Annotated in this window: 26 protein-coding genes and 1 pseudogene; 14 read left to right on the forward strand and 13 right to left on the reverse strand. The window is 64.0% G+C overall.

Annotated elements, in window-relative coordinates; genetic code table 11:
- The first annotated feature begins 32 nt into the window (after nt 1-32).
- On the forward strand, nt 33-923 hold the full coding sequence (locus IVB29_RS28685) for a crotonase/enoyl-CoA hydratase family protein (protein ID WP_247506744.1): 891 nt from the start codon (nt 33-35) through the stop codon (nt 921-923).
- 104 nt (nt 924-1,027) lie between these two features.
- Here the strand turns inward: IVB29_RS28685 and IVB29_RS28690 are convergent, their stop codons facing one another.
- The 3 genes from IVB29_RS28690 to IVB29_RS28700 form a co-directional block, all read right to left on the reverse strand.
- The gene (locus IVB29_RS28690) at nt 1,028-2,005 is read right to left on the reverse strand and encodes an NADPH:quinone oxidoreductase family protein (RefSeq protein ID WP_247506745.1); all 978 of its coding nucleotides are present in this window, start codon (nt 2,003-2,005) and stop codon (nt 1,028-1,030) included.
- Nucleotides 2,005-2,613, reverse strand: coding sequence for a 2-hydroxychromene-2-carboxylate isomerase (locus tag IVB29_RS28695; RefSeq protein ID WP_247506746.1), 609 nt, complete (start codon nt 2,611-2,613; stop codon nt 2,005-2,007). The genes IVB29_RS28690 and IVB29_RS28695 overlap by 1 nt, the downstream gene beginning before the upstream one ends.
- A 136-nt stretch (nt 2,614-2,749) precedes the next feature.
- Complete coding sequence (locus IVB29_RS28700) at nt 2,750-3,451, reverse strand: glutathione binding-like protein (RefSeq protein WP_247506747.1); 702 nt, start codon at nt 3,449-3,451, stop codon at nt 2,750-2,752.
- Nucleotides 3,452-3,572: 121 nt separating this feature from the next.
- Between IVB29_RS28700 and IVB29_RS28705 the strand changes: the two genes are divergently transcribed.
- Nucleotides 3,573-4,595, forward strand: a complete 1,023-nt coding sequence (locus IVB29_RS28705; protein WP_247506748.1) for a methionine synthase — start codon at nt 3,573-3,575, stop codon at nt 4,593-4,595.
- Nucleotides 4,595-4,828, forward strand: a complete 234-nt coding sequence (locus tag IVB29_RS28710; protein WP_247506749.1) for a hypothetical protein — start codon at nt 4,595-4,597, stop codon at nt 4,826-4,828. Before IVB29_RS28705 ends, IVB29_RS28710 begins: the two co-directional genes overlap by 1 nt.
- Here IVB29_RS28710 and IVB29_RS28715 read toward each other — a convergent pair.
- The 3 genes from IVB29_RS28715 to IVB29_RS28725 all read right to left on the reverse strand — a co-directional run bounded on the left by IVB29_RS28715 (nt 4,825) and on the right by IVB29_RS28725 (nt 6,916).
- Nucleotides 4,825-5,442, reverse strand: coding sequence for a hypothetical protein (locus IVB29_RS28715; protein ID WP_247506750.1), 618 nt, complete (start codon nt 5,440-5,442; stop codon nt 4,825-4,827). The two genes, IVB29_RS28710 and IVB29_RS28715, sit on opposite strands and share 4 nt — an antisense overlap.
- Before the next feature lie 181 nt (nt 5,443-5,623).
- Nucleotides 5,624-6,151 (reverse strand): xanthine phosphoribosyltransferase, encoded by a 528-nt coding sequence (gpt, locus tag IVB29_RS28720; RefSeq protein ID WP_211385144.1) that lies wholly within the window; start codon nt 6,149-6,151, stop codon nt 5,624-5,626.
- A gap of 27 nt (nt 6,152-6,178) precedes the next feature.
- On the reverse strand, nt 6,179-6,916 hold the full coding sequence (locus IVB29_RS28725; protein WP_247506751.1) for a molybdopterin-binding protein: 738 nt from the start codon (nt 6,914-6,916) through the stop codon (nt 6,179-6,181).
- Nucleotides 6,917-7,193: 277 nt separating this feature from the next.
- Here IVB29_RS28725 and IVB29_RS28730 point away from each other — a divergent pair, with 277 nt between their 5' ends.
- The 7 genes from IVB29_RS28730 (at nt 7,194) to IVB29_RS28760 (ending at nt 13,911) form a co-directional block, all read left to right on the forward strand.
- Nucleotides 7,194-8,612: a circularly permuted type 2 ATP-grasp protein gene (locus IVB29_RS28730; protein WP_247506752.1), complete on the forward strand. Its 1,419-nt coding sequence runs from the start codon at nt 7,194-7,196 to the stop codon at nt 8,610-8,612.
- 4 nt (nt 8,613-8,616) lie between these two features.
- Nucleotides 8,617-9,561, forward strand: a complete 945-nt coding sequence (locus IVB29_RS28735; RefSeq protein WP_247506753.1) for an alpha-E domain-containing protein — start codon at nt 8,617-8,619, stop codon at nt 9,559-9,561.
- Between the two features lie 60 nt (nt 9,562-9,621).
- Complete coding sequence (locus IVB29_RS28740; protein ID WP_247506754.1) at nt 9,622-10,470, forward strand: transglutaminase family protein; 849 nt, start codon at nt 9,622-9,624, stop codon at nt 10,468-10,470.
- 160 nt (nt 10,471-10,630) lie between these two features.
- A complete protein-coding gene (locus tag IVB29_RS28745) occupies nt 10,631-11,770 on the forward strand; it encodes an acyl-CoA dehydrogenase family protein (RefSeq protein ID WP_247506755.1) in 1,140 nt (379 codons plus the stop codon).
- A 53-nt stretch (nt 11,771-11,823) separates the two neighbouring features.
- Nucleotides 11,824-12,231, forward strand: a complete 408-nt coding sequence (locus IVB29_RS28750; RefSeq protein ID WP_247506756.1) for a carboxymuconolactone decarboxylase family protein — start codon at nt 11,824-11,826, stop codon at nt 12,229-12,231.
- Between the two features lie 114 nt (nt 12,232-12,345).
- Nucleotides 12,346-13,104: a proteasome-type protease gene (locus IVB29_RS28755; protein WP_247506757.1), complete on the forward strand. Its 759-nt coding sequence runs from the start codon at nt 12,346-12,348 to the stop codon at nt 13,102-13,104.
- Between the two features lie 48 nt (nt 13,105-13,152).
- Complete coding sequence (locus IVB29_RS28760; RefSeq protein ID WP_247506758.1) at nt 13,153-13,911, forward strand: SDR family oxidoreductase; 759 nt, start codon at nt 13,153-13,155, stop codon at nt 13,909-13,911.
- A gap of 154 nt (nt 13,912-14,065) precedes the next feature.
- Here the strand turns inward: IVB29_RS28760 and IVB29_RS28765 are convergent, their stop codons facing one another.
- On the reverse strand, nt 14,066-15,304 hold the full coding sequence (locus IVB29_RS28765) for an MFS transporter (RefSeq protein ID WP_247506759.1): 1,239 nt from the start codon (nt 15,302-15,304) through the stop codon (nt 14,066-14,068).
- A 155-nt stretch (nt 15,305-15,459) separates the two neighbouring features.
- On the opposite strand from IVB29_RS28765, the gene IVB29_RS28770 reads away from it, so the two are divergent.
- Nucleotides 15,460-16,710, forward strand: coding sequence for a nucleoside transporter C-terminal domain-containing protein (locus tag IVB29_RS28770; protein ID WP_247506760.1), 1,251 nt, complete (start codon nt 15,460-15,462; stop codon nt 16,708-16,710).
- Nucleotides 16,711-16,775: 65 nt separating this feature from the next.
- Here the strand turns inward: IVB29_RS28770 and IVB29_RS28775 are convergent, their stop codons facing one another.
- Nucleotides 16,776-17,846 carry a GntG family PLP-dependent aldolase gene (locus IVB29_RS28775; protein WP_247506761.1) on the reverse strand — a complete coding sequence of 357 codons (1,071 nt, stop codon included), beginning with the start codon at nt 17,844-17,846 and terminating at the stop codon, nt 16,776-16,778.
- A 27-nt stretch (nt 17,847-17,873) separates the two neighbouring features.
- Nucleotides 17,874-18,794, reverse strand: a complete 921-nt coding sequence (locus tag IVB29_RS28780) for an amino acid ABC transporter substrate-binding protein (RefSeq protein WP_247506762.1) — start codon at nt 18,792-18,794, stop codon at nt 17,874-17,876.
- A gap of 154 nt (nt 18,795-18,948) precedes the next feature.
- On the opposite strand from IVB29_RS28780, the gene IVB29_RS28785 reads away from it, so the two are divergent.
- Nucleotides 18,949-19,869: a LysR substrate-binding domain-containing protein gene (locus IVB29_RS28785; RefSeq protein ID WP_247506763.1), complete on the forward strand. Its 921-nt coding sequence runs from the start codon at nt 18,949-18,951 to the stop codon at nt 19,867-19,869.
- A 107-nt stretch (nt 19,870-19,976) separates the two neighbouring features.
- Here IVB29_RS28785 and IVB29_RS28790 read toward each other — a convergent pair whose 3' ends face one another.
- The 3 genes and pseudogenes from IVB29_RS28790 to IVB29_RS28800 form a co-directional block, all read right to left on the reverse strand.
- Complete coding sequence (locus IVB29_RS28790; protein ID WP_247506764.1) at nt 19,977-21,281, reverse strand: rhomboid family intramembrane serine protease; 1,305 nt, start codon at nt 21,279-21,281, stop codon at nt 19,977-19,979.
- 128 nt (nt 21,282-21,409) lie between these two features.
- Nucleotides 21,410-21,937: pseudogene (locus IVB29_RS28795) on the reverse strand (cupin domain-containing protein).
- A gap of 166 nt (nt 21,938-22,103) precedes the next feature.
- Nucleotides 22,104-22,391 (reverse strand): usg protein, encoded by a 288-nt coding sequence (locus IVB29_RS28800; protein WP_247506765.1) that lies wholly within the window; start codon nt 22,389-22,391, stop codon nt 22,104-22,106.
- 379 nt (nt 22,392-22,770) lie between these two features.
- Here IVB29_RS28800 and IVB29_RS28805 point away from each other — a divergent pair, with 379 nt between their 5' ends.
- The gene (locus tag IVB29_RS28805; protein WP_015685161.1) at nt 22,771-23,085 is read left to right on the forward strand and encodes a co-chaperone GroES; all 315 of its coding nucleotides are present in this window, start codon (nt 22,771-22,773) and stop codon (nt 23,083-23,085) included.
- A 45-nt stretch (nt 23,086-23,130) separates the two neighbouring features.
- Entirely contained in the window at nt 23,131-24,771 is a 1,641-nt protein-coding gene (gene groL / locus IVB29_RS28810; protein ID WP_247506766.1) for a chaperonin GroEL, read from the forward strand.
- Nucleotides 24,772-24,892: 121 nt separating this feature from the next.
- On the opposite strand, the gene lepB is transcribed toward groL, so the two are convergent.
- Nucleotides 24,893-25,639 carry a signal peptidase I gene (gene lepB, locus IVB29_RS28815; protein WP_247506767.1) on the reverse strand — a complete coding sequence of 249 codons (747 nt, stop codon included), beginning with the start codon at nt 25,637-25,639 and terminating at the stop codon, nt 24,893-24,895.
- Nucleotides 25,640-25,704 lie beyond the last annotated feature (65 nt).

Here is a 25,704-nt window from a genome sequence, read left to right on the forward strand (position 1 = left end):
AGATTGACAAGAAATAAGGGAAGGAAACCACCATGGCGTATGAGACGATCAAATACGAGGTCGCCGAACAGATCCTCACCATCACGCTGAACCGGCCCGACAAGCTCAACGCCTTCAATGCGCAGATGCAAGCCGAGCTGATCGACGCGTTCGACGCCGCCGACAAGGACGACGACGTCCGCGCCATCATCGTAACAGGCGCCGGCCGCGGTTTTTGCGCGGGCGCCGATCTGTCGTCGGGCGCCGACACGTTCGACCGCGATGCGCGGCGCGGCCCGGTCAAGCGGTTCGCCGACGGCAAGGTCGATTACAGCGATTCCCAAGTGCGCGACGGCGGTGGCCAGGTCACCCTGCGCATCTTCAAGTGCCTCAAGCCCGTGATCGCGGCGGTGAACGGGCCTGCGGTCGGCATCGGCGTCACCATGCAGCTCGCGATGGACATCCGCATTGCCTCCGACGCCGCACGCTTCGGCTTCGTGTTCTCCCAGCGCGGCATCGTGCCCGAGGCGGCGTCGAGCTGGTTCCTGCCGCGCATCGTCGGCATCTCGCAGGCGCTGGAATGGTGCTATTCGGGCCGTGTGTTCCCGGCGCAGGAAGCGCTTGCAGGCCGTCTCGTCAGCAAGGTCGTCCCCCCCGATGATCTGCTGCCGACCGCCCGCGCGCTTGCCAAGGAGTTTACAGCCAAGACCGCGCCGGTGTCGGTGGCGCTGATCCGCCAGATGATGTGGCGCATGATGGGCGCCGACGATCCCATGGAAGCGCACAAGGTCGACAGCCGCGGCATCTACGCCCGCGGCCGCTCCGAGGATGTGAAGGAAGGCGTGGTGTCGTTCCTGGAGAAACGGCCGGCGCAGTTCAAGAACAAGGTGTCGAGTGATATGCCGGATTATTTTCCGTGGTGGACGGAGCGGGAATACAAGTAAGGCTCTCGTAGGGTGGGCAAAGCGAAGCGTGCCTACGCATTTTTCCTGACCGAGAGAGATGGTGGGCACGGCGCAAAAGCGCCTTTGCCCACCCTACAGCACCCTCACTCCATCACCAGCGCCACGCGCCCGATCGCCTTGCGATCGAGCAACAGCCGCATCGCCTTGGCATAGTCCCGCAACGGCAGGCGGTGTGAGACGTTGGGGCGCAGCTTGCCCTCCTCCGCCCATTGCAGCAGCGCTTTCAGTCGCACTTCACCGAGCGCCGGATTTTTCCGCACGGCCTCGCCCGCGCGAACGCCGAGCACGCTGGCGCCCTTGATCAGCAGCAGGTTGGTTTTCGCCGAGCCGATGCCGCCGGTGAAACCGATCACCAGCAGCCGTGCGCCCCAGGCAATGCAGCGCATCGAGTTCTCAAAGACCTCGCCGCCGACGGGATCGAACACGACGTCCGCGCCACGGCCGCCGGTGATACGCTTGACGGCATCGCGGAACGACTCGCGGTCGTAGCGCACGAGATGATCGGCGCCGCGTGCCTTGGCGACAGCCAACTTCTCGTCACTGGAGGCCGTCGCGATTACGGTCGCACCCAGCATCTTGCCGATCTCGACGGCCGCTAGTCCAACGCCGCCACCGGCACCGTGCACCAGCAGCACCTCACCCGGCTCGATACGGCCGCGATCGATCAGCGCGTGATAGGCGGTGCCGTGACCGGCGAGATAGGTCGCAGCCTCCGCATAGTCGAATGTCGACGGCATCGGCGTGAGCTGCGACGGCGCGACAATCGCTTCATCGGTGAACGCGCCGTGGCGCATCTTGACGATGACCTTGGCGCCGACGACAACGCCGCTTGCTTCCGCGCCCACCTCCGTCACGTCTCCGGCTGCTTCCATACCCGGCGTGAACGGCAGCTCCGGCTTGAGCTGATATTCGCCCGCCGCCATCAGCACGTCAGGAAAATTCAGCCCAGCGGCGCGGATCGCGACGCGCACCTCGCCAGGTTTCAGGGCGCGCGATGGAAACTCTTCCAGCCGCAGCGTTTCGGGTGCGCCGAGTTCGCGGCAGACGACCGCCCGCACCATCAGGCTGCACTCGCCTTGCTGCGCAGCAGCGCCTCGCGGATCAGCGGCAGGCGGTCATTGCCGAAGTACATGTCGGTCTTGTTGACGAAGATCGTCGGCGAACCAAAGCCGCCGCGGGCGACGACCTCTTCCGTGTTGGCCTTGAGTTGATCCTTGATCCCCTGCTCCGAAATGCCGGCGAAGAACTTCTGCTCGTCGATGCCGACTTTCTTGCAGATCTCGGCAAGGACCGAATCCTGCGAGATGTCCTTGTCGCCGCTCCAATAGGTCTCGAACAATGCGGTCGCGAACGGCACCATGTCTTTGCCGGCCCAGATGCAGCCGCGCATCGCTTTCACACTGTTCACCGGAAACACGGTCGGCGGCATCTTGATCGCGAGCCCTGCCGAGCGCGCCCAGTCGGCGAGGTCCTTCTTCATGTAGCGCGCCTTCAGCGGCACCGGCGTTTCACGCTGCGCGTAGACGCTCGGATTGACCGTGTTGAAAATGCCGCCGACCAGGATCGGCCGCCAGCTGATCTCGGCGCCGAGCTCTTTTGCGAGCGGCTGGATGTTGTGGAAGGCGAGATAGGTCCAGGGGCTGGAGCAGTCGAAGAAGAATTCGATCATGGCGTTTCCTTGTGTTTGTTTCACTCTCTCCCCCCGTCATTGCGAGGAGCGAAGCGACGAAGCAATCCAGAATCTTTCCGCGGAGACAGTCTGGATTGCTTCGCTTCGCTCGCAATGACGAGGAGGGAGCGGAGACCTATTTCCTTCCCAAAACTTCCTTCGCACGCTGGCCGAACATAATCTTGCGTGATTCCTCGTCGAAGGGCTCTTTCACGAATTTTCCGATCGCAAGCCCCGCCTGCACCCGCGGCCTCGCGCGCACCTCGGCGTACCAGCGTTTCACGTTCGGATAATCGTCGAGCGTAAAGCCCTGCGCCTTGTGGGTCATGGTCCAGGGGAAACAGGCGATGTCGGCGATGGAATAATCGCCGGCGACATAGGCGCCGGTGTTGGCCAACTGGCGGTCGAGCACGCCATAGAGCCGCGCCGCCTCGTCGCGGTAACGCTCGATCGCGTACGGAATTTTCTCCGCCGCATAGAGCGCGAAATGGCCGTGCTGACCTAGCATCGGACCAAGACCTCCCATCTGCCACATCACCCACTGGATGGTGGTCGAGCGGCCGCGCAAGTCGGTGGCCAAGAAGCGGCCGGTCTTTTCCGCCAGATAAATCAGCATCGCGCCGGTCTCGAAGGCCGAGAACGGTGCGCCACCATCAGCAGGATCATGATCGACGATCGCGGGAATGCGGTTGTTCGGGGATATCGCCAGAAATTCCGGGCTGAACTGCTCACCGGCCCGGATGTTGACAGGCTTCACGGTGTAGGGAAGCCCGAGTTCCTCCAGCATGATCGAGATTTTCCAGCCGTTCGGCGTCGGCGCGTAATAGAGCTCGATCATGACCTTTCCTTGGGCCTTCCGTGCCATCGCCGCTGGAATAGGAAGCGACTTTTGTTGTTCTGTACCTTGACGTTAAGACATGGCAGGAAGGGGCGCAACACAACCTGCCGGGAGGGCCGCCATGCTGTTTCCAACCACGATTGCCGGTTCACTGCCGAAGCCGGAATGGCTCGCCGAGCCCAACATGCTCTGGGCGCCCTGGAAGTCTGGAGGCGACGAGCTTCTCCGCGCCAAGCGCGACGCGACCATGCTTGCCGTGAAAGTCCAGGAGGACGCCGGCATCGATATCGTCACCGAGGGCGAGCAGGCCCGGCAGCATTTCGTGCACGGTTTTCTGGAGAAGATCGAGGGTATCGACTTCGCCCACAAGGTCGAGATGGGTATCCGCAAAGACCGCTACAAGGCGATGGTGCCGCAGGTGGTCGCACCGCTCCGGCTCAAGGGCCGCGTCCACGCCGACGAAGCGCGCGTCGCCCGCACGCATACGAAGAAGAAGCTGAAATTCACCCTGCCCGGCCCGATGACCATCATCGACACCATCTCCGACAGTTACTATGGCGACCGCGTCAAGATGGCTTTTGCCTTCGCCGAGCTGCTGAACGAGGAAGCCCTGGCGCTGCAGGCCGACGGCGTCGATCTCGTGCAGTTCGACGAGCCCGCCTTCAACGTCTACATGGACGAGGTCAACGACTGGGGCATCAAGGCGCTGGAACGCGCCGCGCAAGGCCTCACCTGCGCCACCGCCGTGCACATCTGCTACGGCTACGGCATCAAGGCCAACACCGACTGGAAGGAGACGCTCGGCGCGCAGTGGCGGCAGTATGAGCAGATTTTCCCGGCGATCGATGCGAGCCCGATCCAGCAGGTCGCGATCGAGTGCCGCAATTCGAAGGTGCCGCTCGACCTGCTCGCGCTGCTCAAAAACAAGATCGTGCAGGCCGGCGTCATCGACGTTGCCAGCGACACGGTCGAGACCGCCGAGGACGTCGTGAAGGTGATCGACGCGGTGTCGAAATTCGTGCCCAAGAGCAACATCATCGCCACCACCAATTGCGGCATGGCGCCGATGCGGCGCGAGATCGCCGAAGCCAAGCTGATGGCGCTCGGTGCGGGCGCCGCACTGGCGCGCGAGAAGCTGGGCTGATGCTGGTGGTCCGGACGATCCTCGTCGTCGGGGCTCTCGCGGCGATCGCCTTGCCTGCGCACGCGGAGGATCGCTCCGTGCTTCTCAATTGCAAGGCCGTGGTGGAGCGCGCGGAGAAAGATGCGAGCGGCGCGAGCGAGGCCGAGCTGACCCGCTGCCGCCAGATCATCCGCGAATGGGCCCTGCGCGATGCGCGAACGACAGTGGACGAACAGGGGCGGCCGCTGCGCTAGCTGCGCGCGCTCGGATGCAGCACAGGCTGATATCCGGAGTTGATCGCGCGCAGTGTCGACGGCGGCGTCAGCAACATCGGACGATCGAGGGGGCCTGCATGCGGGACGTAACCCGCGAATGACCAAAGCAGCACTTTGCCTTGTGTCACGAGAAAGCTCTCCTCGCCCTGTTGCACCATTGTGCCGTCGGGCAATTCCGCGAGCGGCGTCGGCAGCGCATGCAGGCGCTTCCTGCCACGATCGAGCCGTTCCTGATGCAGCACGGCGTCCATTGCCTTCGCACTGACGCCGCTGACACCATTGCCCGTCTCCCAAGCGGCACGAAAGCGCCTGGCGTCGTCGCGGCGGCAGAAGAAACAGGGCCGATGTCCCGCGGCGAAGGAAGTCGCCTCGTCGAGGAAGAACAGCTCGGTCCAGCTCCGGCGCGCCATCACCGGCCGCCGCCAGCCGCGGAATTCACACAGGCATGTAATCCACGCCGGCGAAGACCAGCGTTTGTTCAGAAGCGTTCTGGTCGCGGGATCGTGGATGATGCCGCGATTGCCGGTGAACACGCCGCGATGCGGCGTGGCGATGATGTCACCGGTGGGCGTGACGCGGTTTTGCAAGGGCATGGCTGCACTCTTCTCCTTCTCCCCGCTTGCGGGGAGAAGGTCGGGATGAGGGGGAGCCTCCACCAGGTCGGTGAGAATTGGACTCGCGGAAGCTCCCCCTCACCCGGATTGCACCAGACGATGCTTCGCATCGCCGGCGCAATCCGACCTCTCCCCGCAAGCGGGGTGAGGTAAGGAAAGATCACGCGGCCCCGTCGCGCAGCGGCGGGTGGTAGGACAGTGCGGTGTCCCAGGGGAAGAAGATCCAGGTGTCCTGCGACACCTCGGTGATGAAGGTGTCGACCAGCGGACGTCCCTTCGGCTTGGCGTAGACGGTGGCGAAATGCGCATCGGGCAGCATCTGGCGCACCAGTCTGCCGGTCTTGCCGGTGTCGACGAGGTCGTCGACGATGAGCAGCCCCTTGCCGGTGCCGCCGCCGAGCTTCATGGCGGATTCCGAGATGCCCTTGAGGACCTGGAGCTCACCCTGCTTGTCGTGATCGTAGCTGGCGATGCAGACCGTATCGATCACGCGCACGCCGAGCTCGCGGGCGACGATCGCGGCCGGCACCAGGCCGCCGCGGGTGATCGCGATCACCGCGTGGAAGGGGCCAACCTCGTTGAGCCGCCAGGTCAGCGCCCGGCAATCCCGGTGGAACTGGTCCCAAGAAACCGGGAAGGCCTTGCCCGCCCGCTCCTGCGCACTCAATTCCGGGGCTTCACCAGCCATTGTCGTCTCCTGCTTCGTCTACCGGTGCTAGCGGGTGATGTTCAATCCCGCCAGCATTTCCTTCACCGCGGCCATTGCAGCTGCGAGCTTGTCCGCATCGCGCGAGCGCACCACCAGATTGGTGTTGGGCTTCTGGTCTTCGTCCATGAAGGGATAGCTGCCGATGATGGTGTCGGGGTGTTCGGCGGCGATCACCCGCAACGGGCTGCCGATGTCGCCCTCCCGCGCATTGGCGCGGACCGATTCGGACAGCATGCGGACGCCCGATTTCAGCTTGGGCGAGACGATGTCCATCATCGCCTGCATGATCGAGGGGACGCCGGCCATCACGATGACATTGCCGATCTTGAAGCCGGGGGCGAGGATGGTCGCGCTCTGGATCAGCTCGGCGCCGTCGGGGATGCGGGCCATGCGCAGGCGGGCCTCGTTGAGGTCCTGCTCGCCCCAGCGCTCGCGGAAGCGGGCGACTACCTCCGGGTGATGGTCGATGCCGACGCCGAAGGCCTTGGCGATGCTGTCGGCGGTGATGTCGTCATGGGTCGGGCCGATCCCGCCGGTGGTGAAGACATAAGTGTAGCGATGCCGCAGTGCATCCAACGCCGCGATGATGTCGGACTCGTCGTCGGAGACGACCCGGACTTCCTTCAGGTCGATACCGATATTGGTGAGGTATTCGGCGATGAAGCCGATATTCTTGTCCTTGGTCCGGCCGGACAGGATTTCATCCCCGATGACCAGAATGCCCGCCGTGACGATCTCGCTCATGCCGTAAGTCCCTCACCTGTCGGCCCGACTTTGCCGAGGTAACGCGTTGAAGTCACGCGGTTTTGCTGCCGAAATAAGCAGACCTCAGCCATTTTTTCAGGCAAGCCGCCAGCCATCCCCGGTAAATCCTGCCAGTCCATGCTTATCGCGCTGGCCCGGCCCTTGCTACCACATGAAAGTCATGCACTCTTGCCGCATGGCCAGGACGTTGCGGTCTTCACCAAGGCCTGACGACCTGTCGAATGGCGCAACGCCTTGCGGAGACAAGTCGGGATCTATGGCAGTCGCGTTTGACGAAATGAATATTCCCGGTGGGGACCTTCGCCCCGCCTATCAGGAGCTGGCGCGCTGGCTCAAGGAGACGCCTCCCGAGGCGCTCGAATATCGCCGCCAGGAAGCCGAGCTCCTGTTCCGCCGGATCGGCATCACCTTCGCCGTCTACGGCGAGTCCGAGTCGACCGAGCGCCTGATCCCCTTCGACGTGATCCCACGCATCATGTCCGGCAAGGAATGGACGCTGCTGGAGAAGGGCCTGAAGCAGCGCGTTAAGGCGCTGAACATGTTCCTGCGCGACATCTATCACGGCCGCGATGTCCTCCGCGCCGGGATCGTGCCCGACGATCTGATCTTCCAGAACCCGGTGTTCCGGCCCGAGATGAACGGCCAGCAGGTGCCGCACGACGTCTACGTGCACATCGCCGGCATCGACATCATCAGGGTCGATGCCAACGACTTCATCGTGCTGGAGGACAATGCGCGCACGCCGTCCGGCGTGTCCTACATGCTGGAAAACCGCGAGATCATGATGCGGTTGTTTCCGGATCTGTTCGCCCGCCACAGGGTGGCGCCGGTCGAGCGCTATCCGGACGAGTTGCTGTCTGCGCTCCGCTCGGTCGCGCCGAACAGTGCTTCGGGCGAGCCGACGGTCGCTCTCCTCACCCCCGGCGTCTACAACTCCGCCTATTACGAGCACTCCTTCCTTGCCGACAAGCTCGGCATCGAGCTCGTCGAGGGCCGCGACCTCATCGTCAAGAACAACGAAGTCTTCATGCGGACGACCGAAGGCGTGAAGCGGGTCGACGTGATCTACCGCCGCGTCGACGACGACTTTCTGGATCCCCTCACCTTCCGGCCCGACTCCGCGCTCGGCGTGCCCGGGCTGATGTCGGCCTACGCGGCCGGCAACATCACGCTCGCCAACGCCGTCGGCACCGGCATCGCCGACGACAAGGCGATCTACTCCTACATGCCGGAGATCGTGAAATTCTACCTCGGCGAGGAGCCGATCCTGAAGAACGTTCAGACCTGGCGCTGCCGCGAGCCGAAGGATCTCGCTTATGTGCTCGACCATCTCGGCGATCTCGTCGTCAAGGAAGTCCACGGCTCCGGCGGCTACGGCATGCTGATCGGCCCCGCCGCGACCAAGGCAACCATCGAAGCCTTCCGAGAGAAGCTCAAGCGCGAGCCGGAAGGGTTTATTGCGCAGCCGACGTTGGCACTCTCGACCTGCCCGACCTGCACGGCAAGTGGGCTTGCGCCGCGCCATGTCGACTTGCGGCCGTTCGTGCTCACTGGCAGCAAGACAACCACGATCGTGCCCGGCGGGCTGACACGCGTCGCACTGAAGGAAGGCTCCCTGGTGGTGAATTCGAGCCAGGGCGGCGGCACCAAAGACACCTGGATTTTGGACGAGTAGAGAGATGCTGTCGCGTACCGCCGAAAACCTCTACTGGCTCGCCCGCTACGTCGAACGGGCCGAGTATCTCGCGCGCACCATCGATGCGACGCTGCGCGTCACCGCGCTCCCCGCCGCCTATATCGGCAAGACCAATGAATGGGACTCGGCACTTCTCACCGCCGGCGTCGCCACCAGCTTCTATGAGATCTACGAGGAAGCCAACGAGCGCAACGTCGTCGACTACCTCTCGTTCTCGGCCGACAACCCGTCCTCGATCCGGAACTGCATCGAGGCCGCACGACTGAACTCGCGTTCGGTGCGCACCGCGCTCACCAGCGAAATGTGGGACACCATCAACTCGGCCTGGATCGAATTGCAGGAGGTCTGGAGCAAGGGCACCTCGACGCGTGAGGATCTCGCAAAATTCCTGCGCTTCGTGCAGGAGACCTCGCTGCGCTTCGACGGCTCGGCCTACCGCACCATGCTGCGCAACGACGCCTACTGGTTCTCGCGGCTCGGCCTGCACCTGGAGCGCGCCGACAACACGGCACGCATCCTCGATGTGAAGTATCACGTGCTGCTGCCCGAGGAAGAGCATGTCGGCGGCCCGCTCGACTTCTATCAGTGGAGTTCGATCCTGCGCTCGGTGTCGGCGCTGACGGCCTATCACTGGGTCTATCGCGAGACGCTGAAACCCTGGCTGGTCGCGGATCTGCTCATTCTCAACGGCACGCTGCCGCGCTCGCTTGCGAGCTGCTACGACAATCTCACGCGCAACCTCGACCAGATCGGCGTCGCCTATGGCCGCCAGGGCCCCGCCCAGCGCCACGCCCGCGGCATCCGCAACCGGCTCGAACACAGCAATATGAACGATATTTTCCAGCATGGCGTGCATGAATTCATTCAGGAATTCATCTCGGACAATTCCAGGCTGGGCGAAATCATCACGAAGCAGTATTTGATCTGATACACGCAGTCCTTCCGGGGCGTGCGCCGCGCGAACCCGGAACGACGGAATCAAAACACCATGCGCCTGCGAATTCTGCACACGACGACCTATCGCTACGAGCCGGCGGCGACCAGCGTGATCCAGATTCTGCGGATGACGCCGTGCAGCCATGACGGGCAATATGTGGCGGAGTGGCAGATCGACGTCTCGACCGACACCAGGCTCGACACGCATGAGGACGCCTTCGGCAACGTCACCCACGTGCTGTCCTGCGGGCCCGTCAGCGACATCAAGATCACGTCCGAGGGCCTGATCGAGACCCACGACACCGGCGGCGTGCTGCGCGGCGCCGACGAGCGCTTTCCGGCCGACATGTTTTTGCGTTCCACCGACCTCACCTCCGTCAATCCGGCGATGATGGCGGTCGCACGGCAGTTGCGTAGCGAGGCCGAGAGCGACACGCTCGGATTCCTGCACACGCTGATGTCGCAAATCGGCGATCACATGACCTTCGACGAGGATCCGACCAACAGCGGCACCTCGGCAGCCGAAGCGTTCACGCTCAAGCGCGGCGTCTGCCAGGACTACGCGCACATCTTCATCGCCTGCGCCCGCACCGGCGGCGTGCCGGCGCGCTTCGTCTCCGGCCATTTCCTGCGGTCCGATGGCACGGTGCATCAGGACGCCGGGCATGCCTGGGCGGAAGCCTATGTCGACGGTCTCGGCTGGGTCGGCTTCGACCCCGCCAACAGCATCTGCGCCACCGACGCCCATGTCCGCGTCGCGATCGGGCTCGATTATCTCGGCGCGGCTCCCGTCCGCGGCACCCGCTATGGCGGCGGCGCCGAGACGCTGTCAGTGGCGGTCAAGGTCGAGCAGGCCGGCCGCGGCGGACAATCGCAATCGCAATCCCAGCGGCAGAGCTAGCGTTACAGCCGTAACCCGCGACCGCCGCCCTGAAACCACCCCGTAGCGCTGTCTGTTCAACCTCCGTTGTGATCCGTTTCCGCAACAGAGGTTGAGACAGATGCGGCTTCACGACAAGAACAAGAAGCATTCCGTACCATTGCGCGATCCCCACATGGACATGCTTGCGGGCATCCAGGAGTTGGCCCCCGAGATCAAGGCACGCGCCGCCGAGATCGAAGCTGCGCGCCGCGTCCCGCCTGACATCGTGGAGCGGTTGAGGTCGATCGGGATCTTCCGGATGTTCGTCCCGCGGAGCCACGGCGGGCTGGAGTTGGATTTTCCGGCTGGAATGGAGGTCATCAAGGCGCTGGCCCGTCTCGACGGCTCGATCGGCTGGATCACGGTTGTCGCCGGCGCCAGCAGCCTGTTCGTCGCCGCGTCACGCCCGGAAATGTACCAACGCATTTATCAGGACGGACCGGACACGGCGATCTGCGGCTCATCCCAGCCGGGCGGCACGGCAGAGCGCGTGACCGACGGCTATCGCGTCAAGGGCCGTTGGCCGTTCGCCAGCGGTTGCACGCATGCCGACTGGATTGGCGGGTTCTGCATTGTCACCGAAAACGGCAAGCCGGTGACGGGTGCGCAGGGCAAGCCGTTGGTCCGCGTCGTTGCGCTGCCGGCGCGCGACTGGGAGATCGAGGACACCTGGTACGCGGCGGGGCTCAAAGGCACCGGCAGCCATCACGTCACGCTGCGGGAGAGGCTCGTTCCCGACGCCGATTTCTTCGATCTCGGCACGGCCCCGCACCAGCCGGGCCCGCTCTATCAAGCGTTACCGCAATGGCTGCCCCTGGTGCACGGCGCGTTCGCGGTGGGCGTGGCCGAGGGTTGCGTCGATGACCTGCTTGCGCTGGCCAATACCGGAAAGCAGCAATTATATGCGGCCTTGCCGATGCGGGAGTCCGAAACCTTCCAGTACGATCTCGGCCGGATTTCCGCCAACCTCGCGGCCGCGCAGGCGTTTCAGGAGGTCCAGGCCGCCAGCCACTGGCGTCACGCGGTATCGGGAACACTGAACGACGAGGACCTCGTGACTGAGGGAGCCCGATCCGCGGTCTGGCTCGCCACGACCTGCGTCGGCATCGCGGATGCCTGTTTTGCGCTGGCGGGAAGCAGCGCGGTCCACGACAGCTCGCCGCTGCAGCGGCGCCTGCGCGACCTTCACGTCGGTGCCCAGCACGCTCATGCGCAGCAGAGGCTCTATGTCGATGTCGGCAAGCTGGCGTTGCGCCGCTCCGCCGGGGATGCCGGCTGACCGCGTGAGCCGTGCTACACTCGCGGGATCAGACCCGATCCCGCGAGGCCCCCATGGCGACCGTAAAACTGCTTTCCGACGATGAGCTCTCCAGCGAGGCGCGCGCCGTTTTCGACGATATCCGCAAGGTGCGGCAGTCGGACTTCGTCAACAATTTCTGGCGCGCGCTGGCGCACGATCCGACGACGCTGCGGCGGACCTGGGAGAGCATCAAGGAGGTGATGGCGCCGGGGGCACTCGACCCCAAAATCAAGGAAATGCTCTATGTCGCGGTTTCGATCGCGCATGGCTGCAGCTACTGCATCCACTCCCACACCGCCGGCGCACGGGCCAAGGGCATGACCGAGGCCGAATATGGCGAGATGCTGGCCATTGTCGGCATGGCCGCGGAGACGAACCGGCTCGTCACGGCGCTCGGCGTCCCCGTCGACCAGGCGTTTCTCGTCGACGCCGCTGACTGAGCGGCACAGCTGGCGGTCGCGCCGCGGAATGACAGCCTGCCCCCGGGAATCGGGGGTTACATGCCTCCCCGAAATTGGCTAGTAATTCCGCGCAAACGCGTTCGGGGACTGGAAATGACCTATTGTTGCGGAATCCTGGTTCGGGACGGTCTGGTGATGATCGCCGATACCCGCACCAATGCCGGCCTCGACAATGTCTCGACCTTCCGCAAGCTGCACATCTTCTCCAAGCCGGGCGACCGCATCATGGCGATCGCCAGCGCGGGCAACCTCGCCATCAGCCAGTCGGTGCTCTCCACCCTGACCGAGGGCCTCGAGGACCCCAACACGGGCGACATCGAGACGCTGATGAACGCCCCGACCATGTTCCAGGCGGCACAGCGCATCGGCCGCGCCATCCGGGCGGTGCATTCCACTGAAGGCCCGGCGCTGAAATCCGAGGATGTGTCCTTCGACGTCTCCTTCCTGTTCGGCGGCCAGATCAAGGGCGCGCGGATGCGCCTGTTCATGGTCTACACGGCCGGCAATTTCATCGAGTGCACCACCGACACGCCCTACCTTCAGATCGGCGAGCACAAATACGGCAAGCCGGTGCTCGACCGCGCCATGCATTACGACGTCGAACTCTACGAGGCGCTGAAGACCGGCCTGATCTCGATGGACTCGACGATGCGCTCGAACCTCGGCGTCGGCCTGCCGATCGACGTGCTTGTGGTGCGCAGCGACGCCTGCGATGCCGATCTCAACCACCGCATCGAGGCGGGCGAGCCCTATTTCCACGATTTGCGTTCGCGCTGGTCGGCGGCACTGCGCGCGGCGCATCAGAACATCCCGCGGCCGCCCTACAAGAACGAAAAAGAACCAAAAACCTGACAGCCAAGAAACCTTGAAGAGACTTGAAGAGAGAGAAGGCAGGAAACGATGAGTGAAGCAAACAAGATCGCCGTGGTGACGGGTGCCGGCACCGGTGTCGGGCGCGCGGCGTCGCTGGCGCTGATGAACATCGGCTTCACCGTGGTGCTGGTCGGGCGTCGCCTCGACATGCTCGAGGAAACCGCAAAACTCGGCGCCGCCGGCAAGAGCCTGTGCGTCACTGCCGACATGACCAAGCCGGACTCGATTGCCGCGCTGTTCGACAAGGTGAAGTCGACCTATGGCCGGCTCGACGTGCTCTTCAACAATGCCGGCATGGGCGCGCCGCCGGTGAATTTCGAGGATCTCACCCTCGAGCAGTGGCAGGCCGTGGTGAACACCAATCTCACCGGCCCGTTCCTGTGCACCCAGCACGCCTTCCGCATCATGAAGGACCAGAGCCCGCGCGGCGGCCGCATCATCAACAACGGCTCGATCTCGGCGCATGCGCCGCGGCCGTTCTCGGCGGCCTACACCTCGACCAAGCACGCCATCACCGGCCTGACCAAGGCGAGCAACCTCGACGGCCGCATGTATGACATCGCGGTCGGCCAGGTCGACATCGGCAATGCCGCAACGCCCATGACCGACCGCATGGTCGCCGGCCCCGGCGTGATGCAGCCCGACGGCACCATGAAGCAGGAACCGCGCATGGACGCCAAGGCGGTGGGCGACGCCGTCGCCTACATGGCCGGCCTGCCGCTCGATGCCAACGTGCTGACCATGACGGTGATGGCAAGCAAGATGCCGTTCGTGGGACGGGGCTGAACGCCGCTCTCGTGCCCCGGACGCAGCGCGGCATGCAATGACGCGCTGCTGAGCCGGGGCCTACGTCTCCGCGATCTCGTTCTTGGCGTTCTGGGTCCCGGCTCAGCGGCGCACCGCTGCGCATTGCGCCGCGTCCGGGACACGGGACCTTCCCCTACTCCAGGCTCTCCACCCGACGCAGGCTCGGAAACAGCTTCATCCACAACAGCGCCACCGCGACGGTGCAGACGCCGCCGAGCACTGCGGCGGGCATGGCGCCGAACAATGCGGCCGCTACGCCGCTCTCGAACTGGCCGAGCTGGTTCGAGGCGTTGATGAAAAGGAAGTTCACCGCGCCGACACGGCCACGCATCTCGTCGGGGGTGGCGAGCTGCACCAGCGAGAAGCGGATCACGACGCTGATCGTGTCGGCCGCACCCAGCACGGCGAGCGACAGCACCGACAGCCACATCGAGGACGACAGCGCGAACACGATCGTGGCGACGCCGAACACGATCACCGCCTGGAACATGCGCAAGCCCACATGCCGCGAGATGGCGTGGCGTGCAAGCACCATGGTCATCGCCAACGCGCCGACGGCTGGCGCGGCGCGCAAGATCCCGAGCCCCATTGGGCCGGTCTGAAGGATGTCGCGCGCATAGATCGGCAGCAGCGCGGTGACGCCACCGAACAGCACCGCGAACAGATCGAGCGAGATGGTGCCGAGGATCGCGGGATTGCTGCGAATGAAGCGGACGCCGGCAAAGATATTGTCCGAATCCGTCCCGGCTTTGGCGACCGCCTGCGGCCGCGGCCGGATGAAGCCGGTGAGGATCATCCCGAAAATCCAGAACAGCAGCATCAGGGCATAGGCGAGATGCGGTGCGATCGCGTAGGCGAAGCCGCCGAGCGCGGGACCCGTGATGGTCGCGACCTGCGCCGCGCCGCTGGACACAGCGGTCGCACGCTGGAGCGATCCTTGCGGCGCGATCGCCGGCAGCAGCGCCGCGGTGGTCGGGCTCTCGAAGGCGCCGGCGATGCCGAGCACGAAGGTCGCGATGAAGATCTGCACCTCGCTGACCGCACCGAGATAGGTGATGATTGCGAGATAGAGCGCAGTCGCCGCTTCCACGAGCTGGCAGAGCTGGACCACGCGCTTGCGTTCAAAACGGTCGGCGGCGTGGCCGGCGACAAACACGAGCAGCGCCGTGGGCAGGAATTGCACGAGGCCGACCATGCCGAGGTCGAAGGCGGAGCCGGTGAGGTCGTAGACCTGCCAGCCGATCGCAACCGCGGCGATCTGGCTGGAGAAGCGCGACAGGCTGCGCGAGAGCAGGAAGAACAGGAAGGCGCGGTGGGCGAGGAGCGCGCCGGCGGTCAGCGGCGGATTCGCTGTTATTGGCTGCTCTGGCATCGCCTGTTGGGTCACCCCTGACCGTCGCTCCTATGGACGTGCGCTCCGCGTGGCTGACGCAGACCGGCTTGTCAACAGCGGGCGGCTCCGGTGGTCCTCCGGCATTGCCTTTGCAACGCAGGCGCGGCCATAATCATTGGAGGTTTGGGGACATCATGCTGCGCCTGCAATCGGCACTCGGCGTTTTCGCATTGCTGGCGATCGCTTTCGCGTTGGCAGAGCATCGGCGCGCCGTATCATTACGGCAGGCGGCGATCGGCCTCGTCGCGACCTTCGTCACCGCCATCGTGCTGTTGAAAGTGCCGATCGTCGCCCGTGCCTTCGGCACCATCAACGATGCGGTCGGCGCGATCTCGGCGGCCTCGCGGGCCGGCTCCGCCTTCGTGTTCGGCTATATCGGCGGCGGCCCCCTGCCCTTCGATGTGAAGGTGCCGGGCGCCGATTTCATCCTGGCATTCCAGGCGCTGCCGATCGTGCTGGTCATGAGCGTGCTGACGACGCTGCTGTTCTATTGGCGCGTGCTGCCGCCGGTCGTGCGCGGCATGGCCTGGCTGCTCGAACGCACGCTGGGCGTCGGCGGCGCCGTCGGGCTCTCGACCGCCGCCAACATCTTCCTCGGCATGGTCGAGGCGCCGCTGTTCGTGCGGCCGTATCTGGCGCAGATGAGCCGCAGCGAGTTGTTTCTGGTGATGACCGGCGGCATGGCCGGCATCGCCGGCACCGTGCTGGTGCTCTATGCGACGCTGCTGGCGCCGCTCATCCCTGACGCCGCCGCGCATTTCGTGATCGCCTCGGTGCTGGGCGCGCCGGCTGCGATCCTCATCAGCCTGATCATGGTGCCGGAAACCTCAGACAGGCGCAGCGGCGGCGCGCTGGAGGATCCCGAGATGGAGGTCTCCAGCACGATGGACGCGATCGTGAAGGGCACCGGTGCGGGCATCGAGCTGCTGATCAACATCGTTGCGATGCTGCTGGTGCTCGTCGCGCTGGTCTATCTCGTCAACGCCATGCTCGGCTTGCTACCAAACATCGGCGGCGCTGCGATCTCGTTGCAGCGCCTGCTCGGCCTGGTGATGGCGCCGGTGTGCTGGCTGATGGGCTTGCCCTGGGACCAGGCGATCACGGCCGGCAGCTTGATGGGCACCAAGACCGTGCTCAACGAATTAATCGCCTATGTCGACTTCTCAAAGCTGTCGGCCGGTGCGCTCGATCCGCGTTCGCGCCTGATCATGCTCTACGCGATGTGCGGCTTCGCCAATTTCGCCAGCCTCGGCATCATGATCGGCGGCTTGGGCGTGATGGCGCCGGAGCGGCGCGACGAGATCAACGCGCTCGGGCTGAAGTCGATCGTGTCGGGGACGCTGACGACGTGTCTGATGGGCGCGATCGTGGGGGTCTTGAGCTGAGCTCCCGTAGCCTGGATTTCGCTCCGCTCCATCCGGGCTACGCACGGCCCATGTCGACTGATGCTCTAAGCCAAAGCTGAGGCCACAGCACGAAATGTCATGACCGCGCGATCAATATCCGCATCGTCGATATGGCGATGGGTCACACAGCGCAATCGCTGCTTGCCCCAAGGCCTCGCCTTCACGCCCTCCCTCTCCAGAGCACCCGACCACGCGGCGCTGCCGCGCCCGGTGAGCGAGACGTCGACCTGCACGATATTCGTTTGCGGGATTGTCGCGCTGATCTTTGGATGCATCCCGTTCAACGCATCACTCAAAGCGCGCGCGCGCCGGTGATCATCGCCCAGGCGCGCACCCATGACCTGAACGGCCTCCAGCCCGGCGGCGGCCAGGATCCCGATCTGGCGCTGCGTGCCGCCCAGCATGCGGCGAAATCTGCGGCTGCTGTCGATCACGGCGCGCGGCCCGGCGAGCACGGCACCGGCCGGCGCACTCAGGCCCTTCGATAGACACAGGGAGACCGTGTCGCAATGCCTCGCAACCTGAGCCGGCGCCACTTCGAGGGCGACCGCAGCGTTGAAGATCCGCGCTCCATCCAGATGCACCGGGACGCCGCGGGATGAGGCCATGGCGTGCACCGCCTGCATATGCTCCAGCGGCAGCACGGCGCCGCTGGCATTGTTGTGAGAGGTTTCCATCGCGACAAGTGCGGTCCTGAGCTTGAGCCCTTCGCCCTGCAGGGCGTCCTCCAGCAAATTCAGGTCCATCGCGCCGGCGGTCCCGGCAATTGCGAGATAGAACTGCCCGGTGAACGTCGCCGCCCCTCGTTCCGAGGTGTACATATGGGCATTCGCTTCCAACACGATCTGTTCGCTGCGCTGCGACTGCGCCAGCGTCGCCAGCAGATTGGCCATGGTGCAGCTCGGCACAAACAGGCCGGAATCCTTGCCCAACGCCGCAGCTGCGACGGCCTCCAGCTCCCGCACCGTGGGGTCACCGTCCAGCCCGTCATCGCCCAGCGGCGCCGAGGCCATGCGGGCATACATCGCCTCGGTCGGCTTGGTGACCGTATCGCTGCGCAGGTCGATGGGCGGCAATCCAGCGCCCGCCGAGTTCGTCTGGTGTTGATCTGCCATTGCGGGACCTCTAGAGCGTTTGGTGCTTCATTCGTAGGCTGCAGGGTCCCCGGAATCGGTCGGGTTGGCCAGTGCGCGCTTGAGGGCGGCACCCATCGGAAATTTCAGGTTGAGGCCATGCGGCGGGATGGGTGAATTGAAATATTTGTCGTAGAGCGCCGCAATCTGTCCGCTCTTCATCAGGTCGATCACGGCCTCGTCGACCATCTTCTTGAAAGCAGGATCGTCCTTGGGTTCGACGATGCCGTAGGGCGCCATCTCGAGACCCTTGCTGCCGATCAGGAAGTCATCCGGCGTTCTGGACGAGGCGACCGTGGCATAGGCGAGACCGTCATCATTGGCGGTGCCGGCCACCCGGCCGGTCGACACCAACAAGAAAGTCTCGGCGGTGTCCCTGGCCGGCACGACCGTGATGCCGAGATTGTTCTTGGCGTTGATCAGCGTAATCACCTTGAAAGTCTGGCCGCCGGCCTGGGCGGAGATGGCCTTGCCGCGAAACGAAGCCGGGTCGTTGACATCGACCCCGCCATCCTTGCGCGCGACGAGGACGACCTGCGCAACGAAGATGGTGGGAGCAAAGTCGACGAGTTTATGCCGCTCGACATTATTGGTCGTGTTGCCGCATTCGAGATCGATCGTACCGTTGGCGAGCAGCTGAATACGTGTCGCCGAGGTTATGGGGTTGTAGCGAATCTCAAGCTTGGGGAGCTTGAGCGCCGTCTTGATCGCCTGCACCACGTGTTCACAGATTTCCACGGTGTAGCCGATCGGCTTCTGGTGATCGTCGAGATAGGCGAAGGGTACCGAGGTCTCGGGATGGCCCAACGTGATCGCGCCGCGCTCGCGGATCTTGTCCAGCCTGCTCGCCCCCTGGGCCAGGGCCTCGCCCGAAAGAAGAACACCGGCGACGGTCGCCGCGGCGAGTGCCTTGATCGTTGTTGCTTTCATCTCGTCTACTTTCTTCGCGAATGTCCGTGACGCCGCCCCCGGTCAGTCGGCAACGACGGGACAGCTCCGTGCGAACCGCTTCATGCTCTGGACTATCGTCCAAAAGCTCGATCTGATGAAATTCCGGTTTCACACTCGCCTATACGGATTTGATATGGCCACCAGACGCATGGGCCTGAAGCATGTGGAGGCTTTTCGGGCGGTCTTCGTCACGGGATCGATGACTCAGGCGGCTCAGCGCATGCATACCTCGCAGCCCCAGATCAGCCGCCTGATCGGACAGCTGGAGGCGATCACGCAATTCCCGCTGTTCGACCGCAGTGGCGGCCGCCTCCGCCCGACCGTGGACGGATCGCGCTTTTTCCAGGAGGTCGAGAAGACTTTCATCGGCCTGGCGGGCCTGGAGGCCAGCGCTGTCAGCATCCGCTCGTTCGGTATGGGCCGGCTAAGCGTTGCGGCCATGCCGCGCCTTGCCGGCGGCCTGCTGACGCGCATCGCGGCCCGCTTCAAAGCGGACTATCCGCATGTGATGGTCTCGATCCGATCGGGCACGGCGAGCGCCGTGCACGACTGGGTCAATTCCGGGCTTTGCGACACCGGGCTCGCAATGCTCTATGATGAGGTTGCGGGAGTGCATGTCGAGCCGGTGCTCAAGACCCGTTGCGTCGCGATCATGCCGAAGGGGCATCGTCTTGCGCAGAAGAAGACGTTGCGTCCCGCCGATTTCGCCGACGAGGCCTTCATCTCCTTCGCCACCGGGAGTCCGCTCTACGATCGCATCGATACGATCTTCGGGCAGGCCGGCGTCACGCGCCGCATTGTTGCCGAGACTGATCTCGGCGCATCGGTCTGTGCCCTGGTCGCGGCGGGTCTCGGCATCAGCATTATCAACCCGATCGCCGCGCATGACGAAAGCTCTGGCGCGGCCCTGATCACGCGTCCCTTCAACCCCGCTGTTCCCGTTACGATCGCACTGCTCTATCCGCCTTATGCCGCGCGCGGACGGTTGATCGATGTGTTCAGCGAGTATGCGCGCAAGATCATGAGTGAAGAATTGGGCTATCTTGAGCGGTAGTCGGCCGGCGCAATCTCCAGGACATCGTTGCCGGCGCATGCCGCGACAAGATTGCTTCGCGATTTTGTCGCGAGCTCCTCGCAAGGACGGCGGAGAGAGCCGACGCCTCAGCCGCACAATTTCTGCTTCTGCAAGATACGACGCACCTCGGGCAGCTTGGCACGGCAAGGCTCGGCCGCCATGGCCTTCGCCTCGCTGGTTCGTCCCTGCGCCCACAGCAACACCGCCATCAAGCCCTGCGCTCCCGAGCGCACCGGTCCACCCGCCACATCCGAGGCAGCGAGCGACATGGCGGTTCGCGCTTCCGCCTCGGCGGCACCGAGGTTCGCTTGCTCCAGGAAGGAGACCGCACGGAACACATGCGCCCGCGGGTCTTTCGGATAGCGGGTGACGAGATCGGAGGACCGGCGGACCATCTCGTCAGCCTTCACCGGCACTTCCGAGGCGCGGATATAGTGCACGGCATCGGCCATGTAAGACGGATAATGGGCGACGGCGAAGCCGGCGCAGACCAGAGATCCGACGAATCCTGCGAGCAACGTCATGCTGGCACTGCGCGGCAGGCTGTCATAGGAAAAGAAGGCGAGCCACGGCATGACGGCCAGCGCGGCGCCGGCCAGCGCACCACCGGCATGGGCATAATAGTTGACATTGCCGGATGCGCCAAAGGCAAGCGGCAGCAGTGCGGGAACACCAAAGAAGAGTGACGTCTTCAGTCGCGATATTGTTTGATCGGCGTCCGCTTCGGGATCGAAGCTCGAAACGAACAGCGCGGCGATCAGCCCGGTGATGGCGCCCGACGCGCCGACGCCCACCGTGCCGGAGCCATTGCCCAGCAGCGAGCCGGCTTCGCCTGCCACTGCACTGGCAACGAAGATCAGCGAAAACCAGCCACGGCCGATGAGACTCTCCAGCCTGACGCCGACGATGAACAGCGCAACACAATTACCGATGAGGTGCCACTGGCTGCCATGCAGAAGCGGCGCAAGGCCGATCCGCCACCACTCTCCCCTTCCAACAACGAGATCGTAGCCGGACGCGCCCTGAGCGATCAGCGAGCGGACATCGAGTGTGCCGTCCTGCGCAATGTCGATGGCGAGAGCGCGCTGCAGCGCGAAGATCAGGAGCAAAACGAAAATCAGGCCAATGGTGAGGAAAGGGATATCGGCCAGAAGCTTGTTGTCGCGAAACAGCGTGCCATCACTGGGCAAGGGCCGAGGAGCGATCGGCGCGGCGACGGGTGGTTGAAGCGACCCGGGTTGAAACGATCCACGTGAGGGCGGCGCCACGACGCCGCGTCGGCCAAACGTGTTGGTTGCCATGAAAGCATGTCCTGCGGTTTCACAGCCTTGAGTTGACGCGAGAGGTATTTTCGACGGGTTACCGCCTGCCCTGTGGGGCGGCTGGAACATTCCGACTGGTAACGGCCCGGTTTCCCGGATCGGGCGTTTTTTAGCGATCGGATGATGTGGCGGGTGTTGGCGTAAATCTCTCCTCCGTCATTCCGGGGCGCCGCAAAGCGGCGCGCCCCGGAATGACATCAAGCCTTCAGCTCCACCGTCTTGAACTCCGCCGGCAAAATCACCTCCAGCAGTTCGACGTCATCCGAGTAATCCAGAATCATGTGCTTGATCTTCGGCGGCTGGGTCCAGGCGCTGCCTTCCTTCATCAGGGTCTCGCCCTCGCCGTCCATGTAGGTCTTCACCCAGCCCTTGAGCACGTAGACCATCTGGAAGTCGACATGGTGGACGTGCAGCTTCGACACCTCGGCCGGATCGCAGGGGCCTTGCAGGCGGATCACGTGGGCTTGTGCGAGGCCGTGGCTGGCGGCGGCGATGCCGAGGTCGCGGTACTTTGCGTAAGTCCGCAGGCCGTCGGCTTTGAAGTCTTCCTCGCGGTGATGGCTGATGGCGATGCGCTGTTTGGGACGGGAGGGTTATTTCGGTGTAACAGTGCGCGCCTTCGCCTTCACCGCCTTGCGTGCGGATGATCGCACGGCGGCCTTGGTACCGCTTCGCTTCTTCACCGCGACTTGCGACGCGCTGCGCGATTTTGCTTTCTTGGCCATGAGCGGCCTCCCCTGTTGTTGTGGGGAGAGGCTACCACGGAATGAGGTATCGTAGGGTGGGCAAAGCGAAAGCGTGCCCACCATTCAAGAATACGATCGGAGTCATGGTGGGCACGGCGCGCGAAGTGCGCGCGCCTTTGCCCACCCTACGATTCCAGTGCTCTGTTCAATGCAGCCGGAACACGCCATCCACGGCGCGCAGCTCGGCCGGCTTGATCAGCTTGGAATGCGCGACGGTCACCGAGAACAGCGGACCTTCGAGCTTCTCCTGCCAGAACGCCAGGAAATCCGTCAGCGCCGGAAATTTCGGAAACATGTCGTAGTTCTGCCAGACATAGGTCTGAAGCAGCGACTTGTGATCCGGCATCCGATAGAGAATTTCCGCCGTCGTCAGCCCGTAACCCAGCACCTGTTTCCGGAAATCGTCGGAAACAACCCCAACCCGCGAGACCATGCCAACCTCCTGTGCAGGAGCGCATATTCAAGGGGTGGCTTGCCGGTACGCTGCTGACGAGCCACCCGGTGGAGATGCGCTCACATGAGAGAAATGTGACGCAAACTGACAATCCATCTCAAGCCCAAAAGTTTAACAAGCTGTTGAAATTCAATGCGTTAGCAGCAGAGATGGCTCCGTGCTAATACGGCCCTGGTCTCGGTTAACGATGGTCAAGAGATTCTGGCAGTCAGGCCTTCTGAGTGCCGATTTTTCTGCTAGAAGCCCTTGTCCCCGCAAAATTCCTGTCCTATTTCAGCTTCGCCTGTGCTAGCACTCACGGGCACAGACTGCTAACACCCAAAAATTCCCAAATTGTGCAACTACTTAGGAGGACTGCATGAAATTCCGTCCGCTTCACGACCGCGTCGTGGTCAAGCGCATTGACGCAGAAGAGAAGACCGCTGGCGGCATCATCATTCCCGACTCTGCCAAGGAAAAGCCCTCCCAGGGCGAAATCGTCGCCGTCGGCCCGGGTGGCCGCGACGAAGCCGGCAAGTTGATCCCGATCGACCTGAAGGTCGGCGACCGCGTGCTGTTCGGCAAGTGGTCCGGCACCGAAGTCAAGATCGACAACGTCGATCTCTTGATCATGAAGGAAAGCGACATCATGGGCGTCCTCGACGTCCCCGCTTCCAAGAAGAAGGCGGCCTAACAGCCCCTCTCTCCCTCCAGTCAAACACCTCAAGGAAAATTCCAGATGGCAGCCAAAGAAGTCAAATTCTCGGTTGACGCGCGCGACAAGATGCTGCGCGGCGTCGACATTCTCGCCAACGCGGTGAAGGTCACGCTCGGCCCGAAGGGCCGCAACGTCGTTCTCGACAAGTCGTTCGGCGCTCCCCGCATCACCAAGGACGGCGTCACCGTCGCCAAGGAGATCGAGCTCGAGGACAAGTTCGAGAATATGGGCGCGCAGATGGTGCGCGAAGTCGCCTCCAAGTCCGCTGACGCGGCCGGCGACGGCACCACCACCGCCACCGTGCTCGCCCAGGCGATCGTGCGCGAAGGCGCCAAGTCGGTTGCCGCCGGCATGAACCCGATGGACCTCAAGCGCGGTATCGACCTCGCGGTCGAAGCCGTCGTTGCGGACCTCGTCAAGAACTCCAAGAAGGTCACCTCGAACGACGAGATCGCCCAGGTCGGCACCATCTCGTCCAACGGCGACCAGGAGATCGGCAAGTTCCTCGCCGACGCCATGAAGAAGGTCGGCAACGAGGGTGTCATCACCGTCGAGGAAGCCAAGTCGCTCGAGACCGAGCTCGACGTCGTCGAGGGCATGCAGTTCGACCGCGGCTACATCTCGCCCTACTTCGTCACCAACGCCGACAAGATGCGCGTTGAGATGGACGACGCCTACATCCTCATCAACGAGAAGAAGCTCTCCTCGCTGAACGAGCTGCTGCCGCTGCTCGAGGCCGTGGTGCAGACCGGCAAGCCGCTGGTCATCGTCGCCGAGGACGTCGAAGGCGAAGCTCTCGCCACGCTCGTCGTGAACCGCCTCCGTGGCGGCCTGAAGGTCGCGGCCGTCAAGGCTCCGGGCTTCGGCGATCGCCGCAAGGCCATGCTGCAGGACATCGCGATCCTGACCGGCGGCCAGGCGATCTCGGAAGATCTCGGCATCAAGCTCGAGAACGTGACGCTCAACATGCTCGGTCGCGCCAAGAAGGTGATGATCGACAAGGAGAACACCACGATCGTCAACGGCGCCGGCAAGAAGGCCGACATCGAAGCGCGCGTGGCCCAGATCAAGGCGCAGATCGAGGAAACCACCTCGGACTACGACCGTGAGAAGCTCCAGGAGCGTCTCGCCAAGCTCGCTGGCGGCGTCGCGGTGATCCGCGTCGGCGGCGCGACCGAGGTCGAGGTGAAGGAGCGCAAGGATCGCGTTGATGACGCGATGCATGCGACCCGTGCGGCTGTCGAGGAAGGCATCGTCCCGGGCGGCGGCGTCGCCCTGCTCCGTGCTTCCGAGCAGCTCAAGGGCCTGCGCACCAAGAACGACGACCAGAAGACCGGCGTCGAGATCGTGCGCAAGGCGCTCTCCGCGCCCGCTCGCCAGATCGCGATCAACGCCGGTGAAGACGGCTCGGTGATCGTCGGCAAGATCCTGGAGAACAAGACCTACGCTTACGGCTTCGACTCCCAGACCGGCGAGTACGTCAACCTCGTCACCAAGGGCATCATCGATCCGACCAAGGTGGTCCGTACCGCGATCCAGAACGCAGCCTCGGTTGCGGCCTTGCTGATCACCACGGAAGCCATGGTCGCCGAGCTGCCCAAGAAGGGCGGCTCCGGCCCCGCGATGCCCCCGGGCGGCGGTATGGGCGGCATGGACTTCTAAGTCCAGCCATTCAGGCACACTACGAAAACGCGAAACCCCGGCAGCGATGCCGGGGTTTTTGTTTGTGGGCGTCGCCCTCCCCTCGTCATTCCGGGGCGCGCCCCGGAATGACAGTCGGCCCTCACCACACCTTCCCCATCCGCTCGCCGCGCAGCCGGCCATTGCGGTCGAGTGACCAGAAAATGCGCGTGACCTTGCCGACGAGATTGTCCATCGGGATAAAACCCATCACCGACATGAAGCGACTGTCGGTCGAGTTGTCGCGGTTGTCGCCAAGCACGAAGAAATGGCCCGGCGGCACCGTGTAGACACTGGTGTTGTCGACATATCCATTGTCGACGCAGTCGTAGGTGATGTAGCTCGCGCCGTTCGGTAGCGTCTCGCGCCAGCGCTTGACCTTGGTGCCATCATCTACACCGCAGGCGGAGGCGCCGGGCACGCTTCCCAGAGCGACGCGCGTCACCGGGCGGTCGTTGAGCACGAGCTGGCCCTGCCGCATCTGGATGCGGTCGCCGGGCAGGCCGACCACGCGCTTGACGTAGTCGACCGAAGTGTCCTTCGGCGACCGGAACACGACGACGTCGCCGTGGTCGGGCTCCGCGGCGCGGACGCGACCGGAGATCCACGACGGCGCGAAAGGAAACGAATAGCGGCCGTAGCCATAGGCATATTTGGCGGCGAGCACGTAGTCGCCGACGACCAGCGTCGGGGTCATCGACCCCGACGGGATGTTGAACGGCTGATAGAGGAAGAAGCGAAACAGGAACGGCGGCGACCACAGCACCGGGACCAGCAGGATCAGGACGACAATCGCCTTCCATTCCCGCGATCGCGCCGAGGGACGGATGGTTTGCTCCAGAGTGGTCATTCGCTTGCCCTGATCAAGACTGAGATCGTCGCCGCGAGATTACGCAACCTTCGCGCGCGTGCAAT

The sequence above is a fragment of the Bradyrhizobium sp. 1 genome (genome assembly GCF_023073315.1).
Taxonomy (GTDB): Bacteria; Pseudomonadota; Alphaproteobacteria; order Rhizobiales; family Xanthobacteraceae; genus Bradyrhizobium.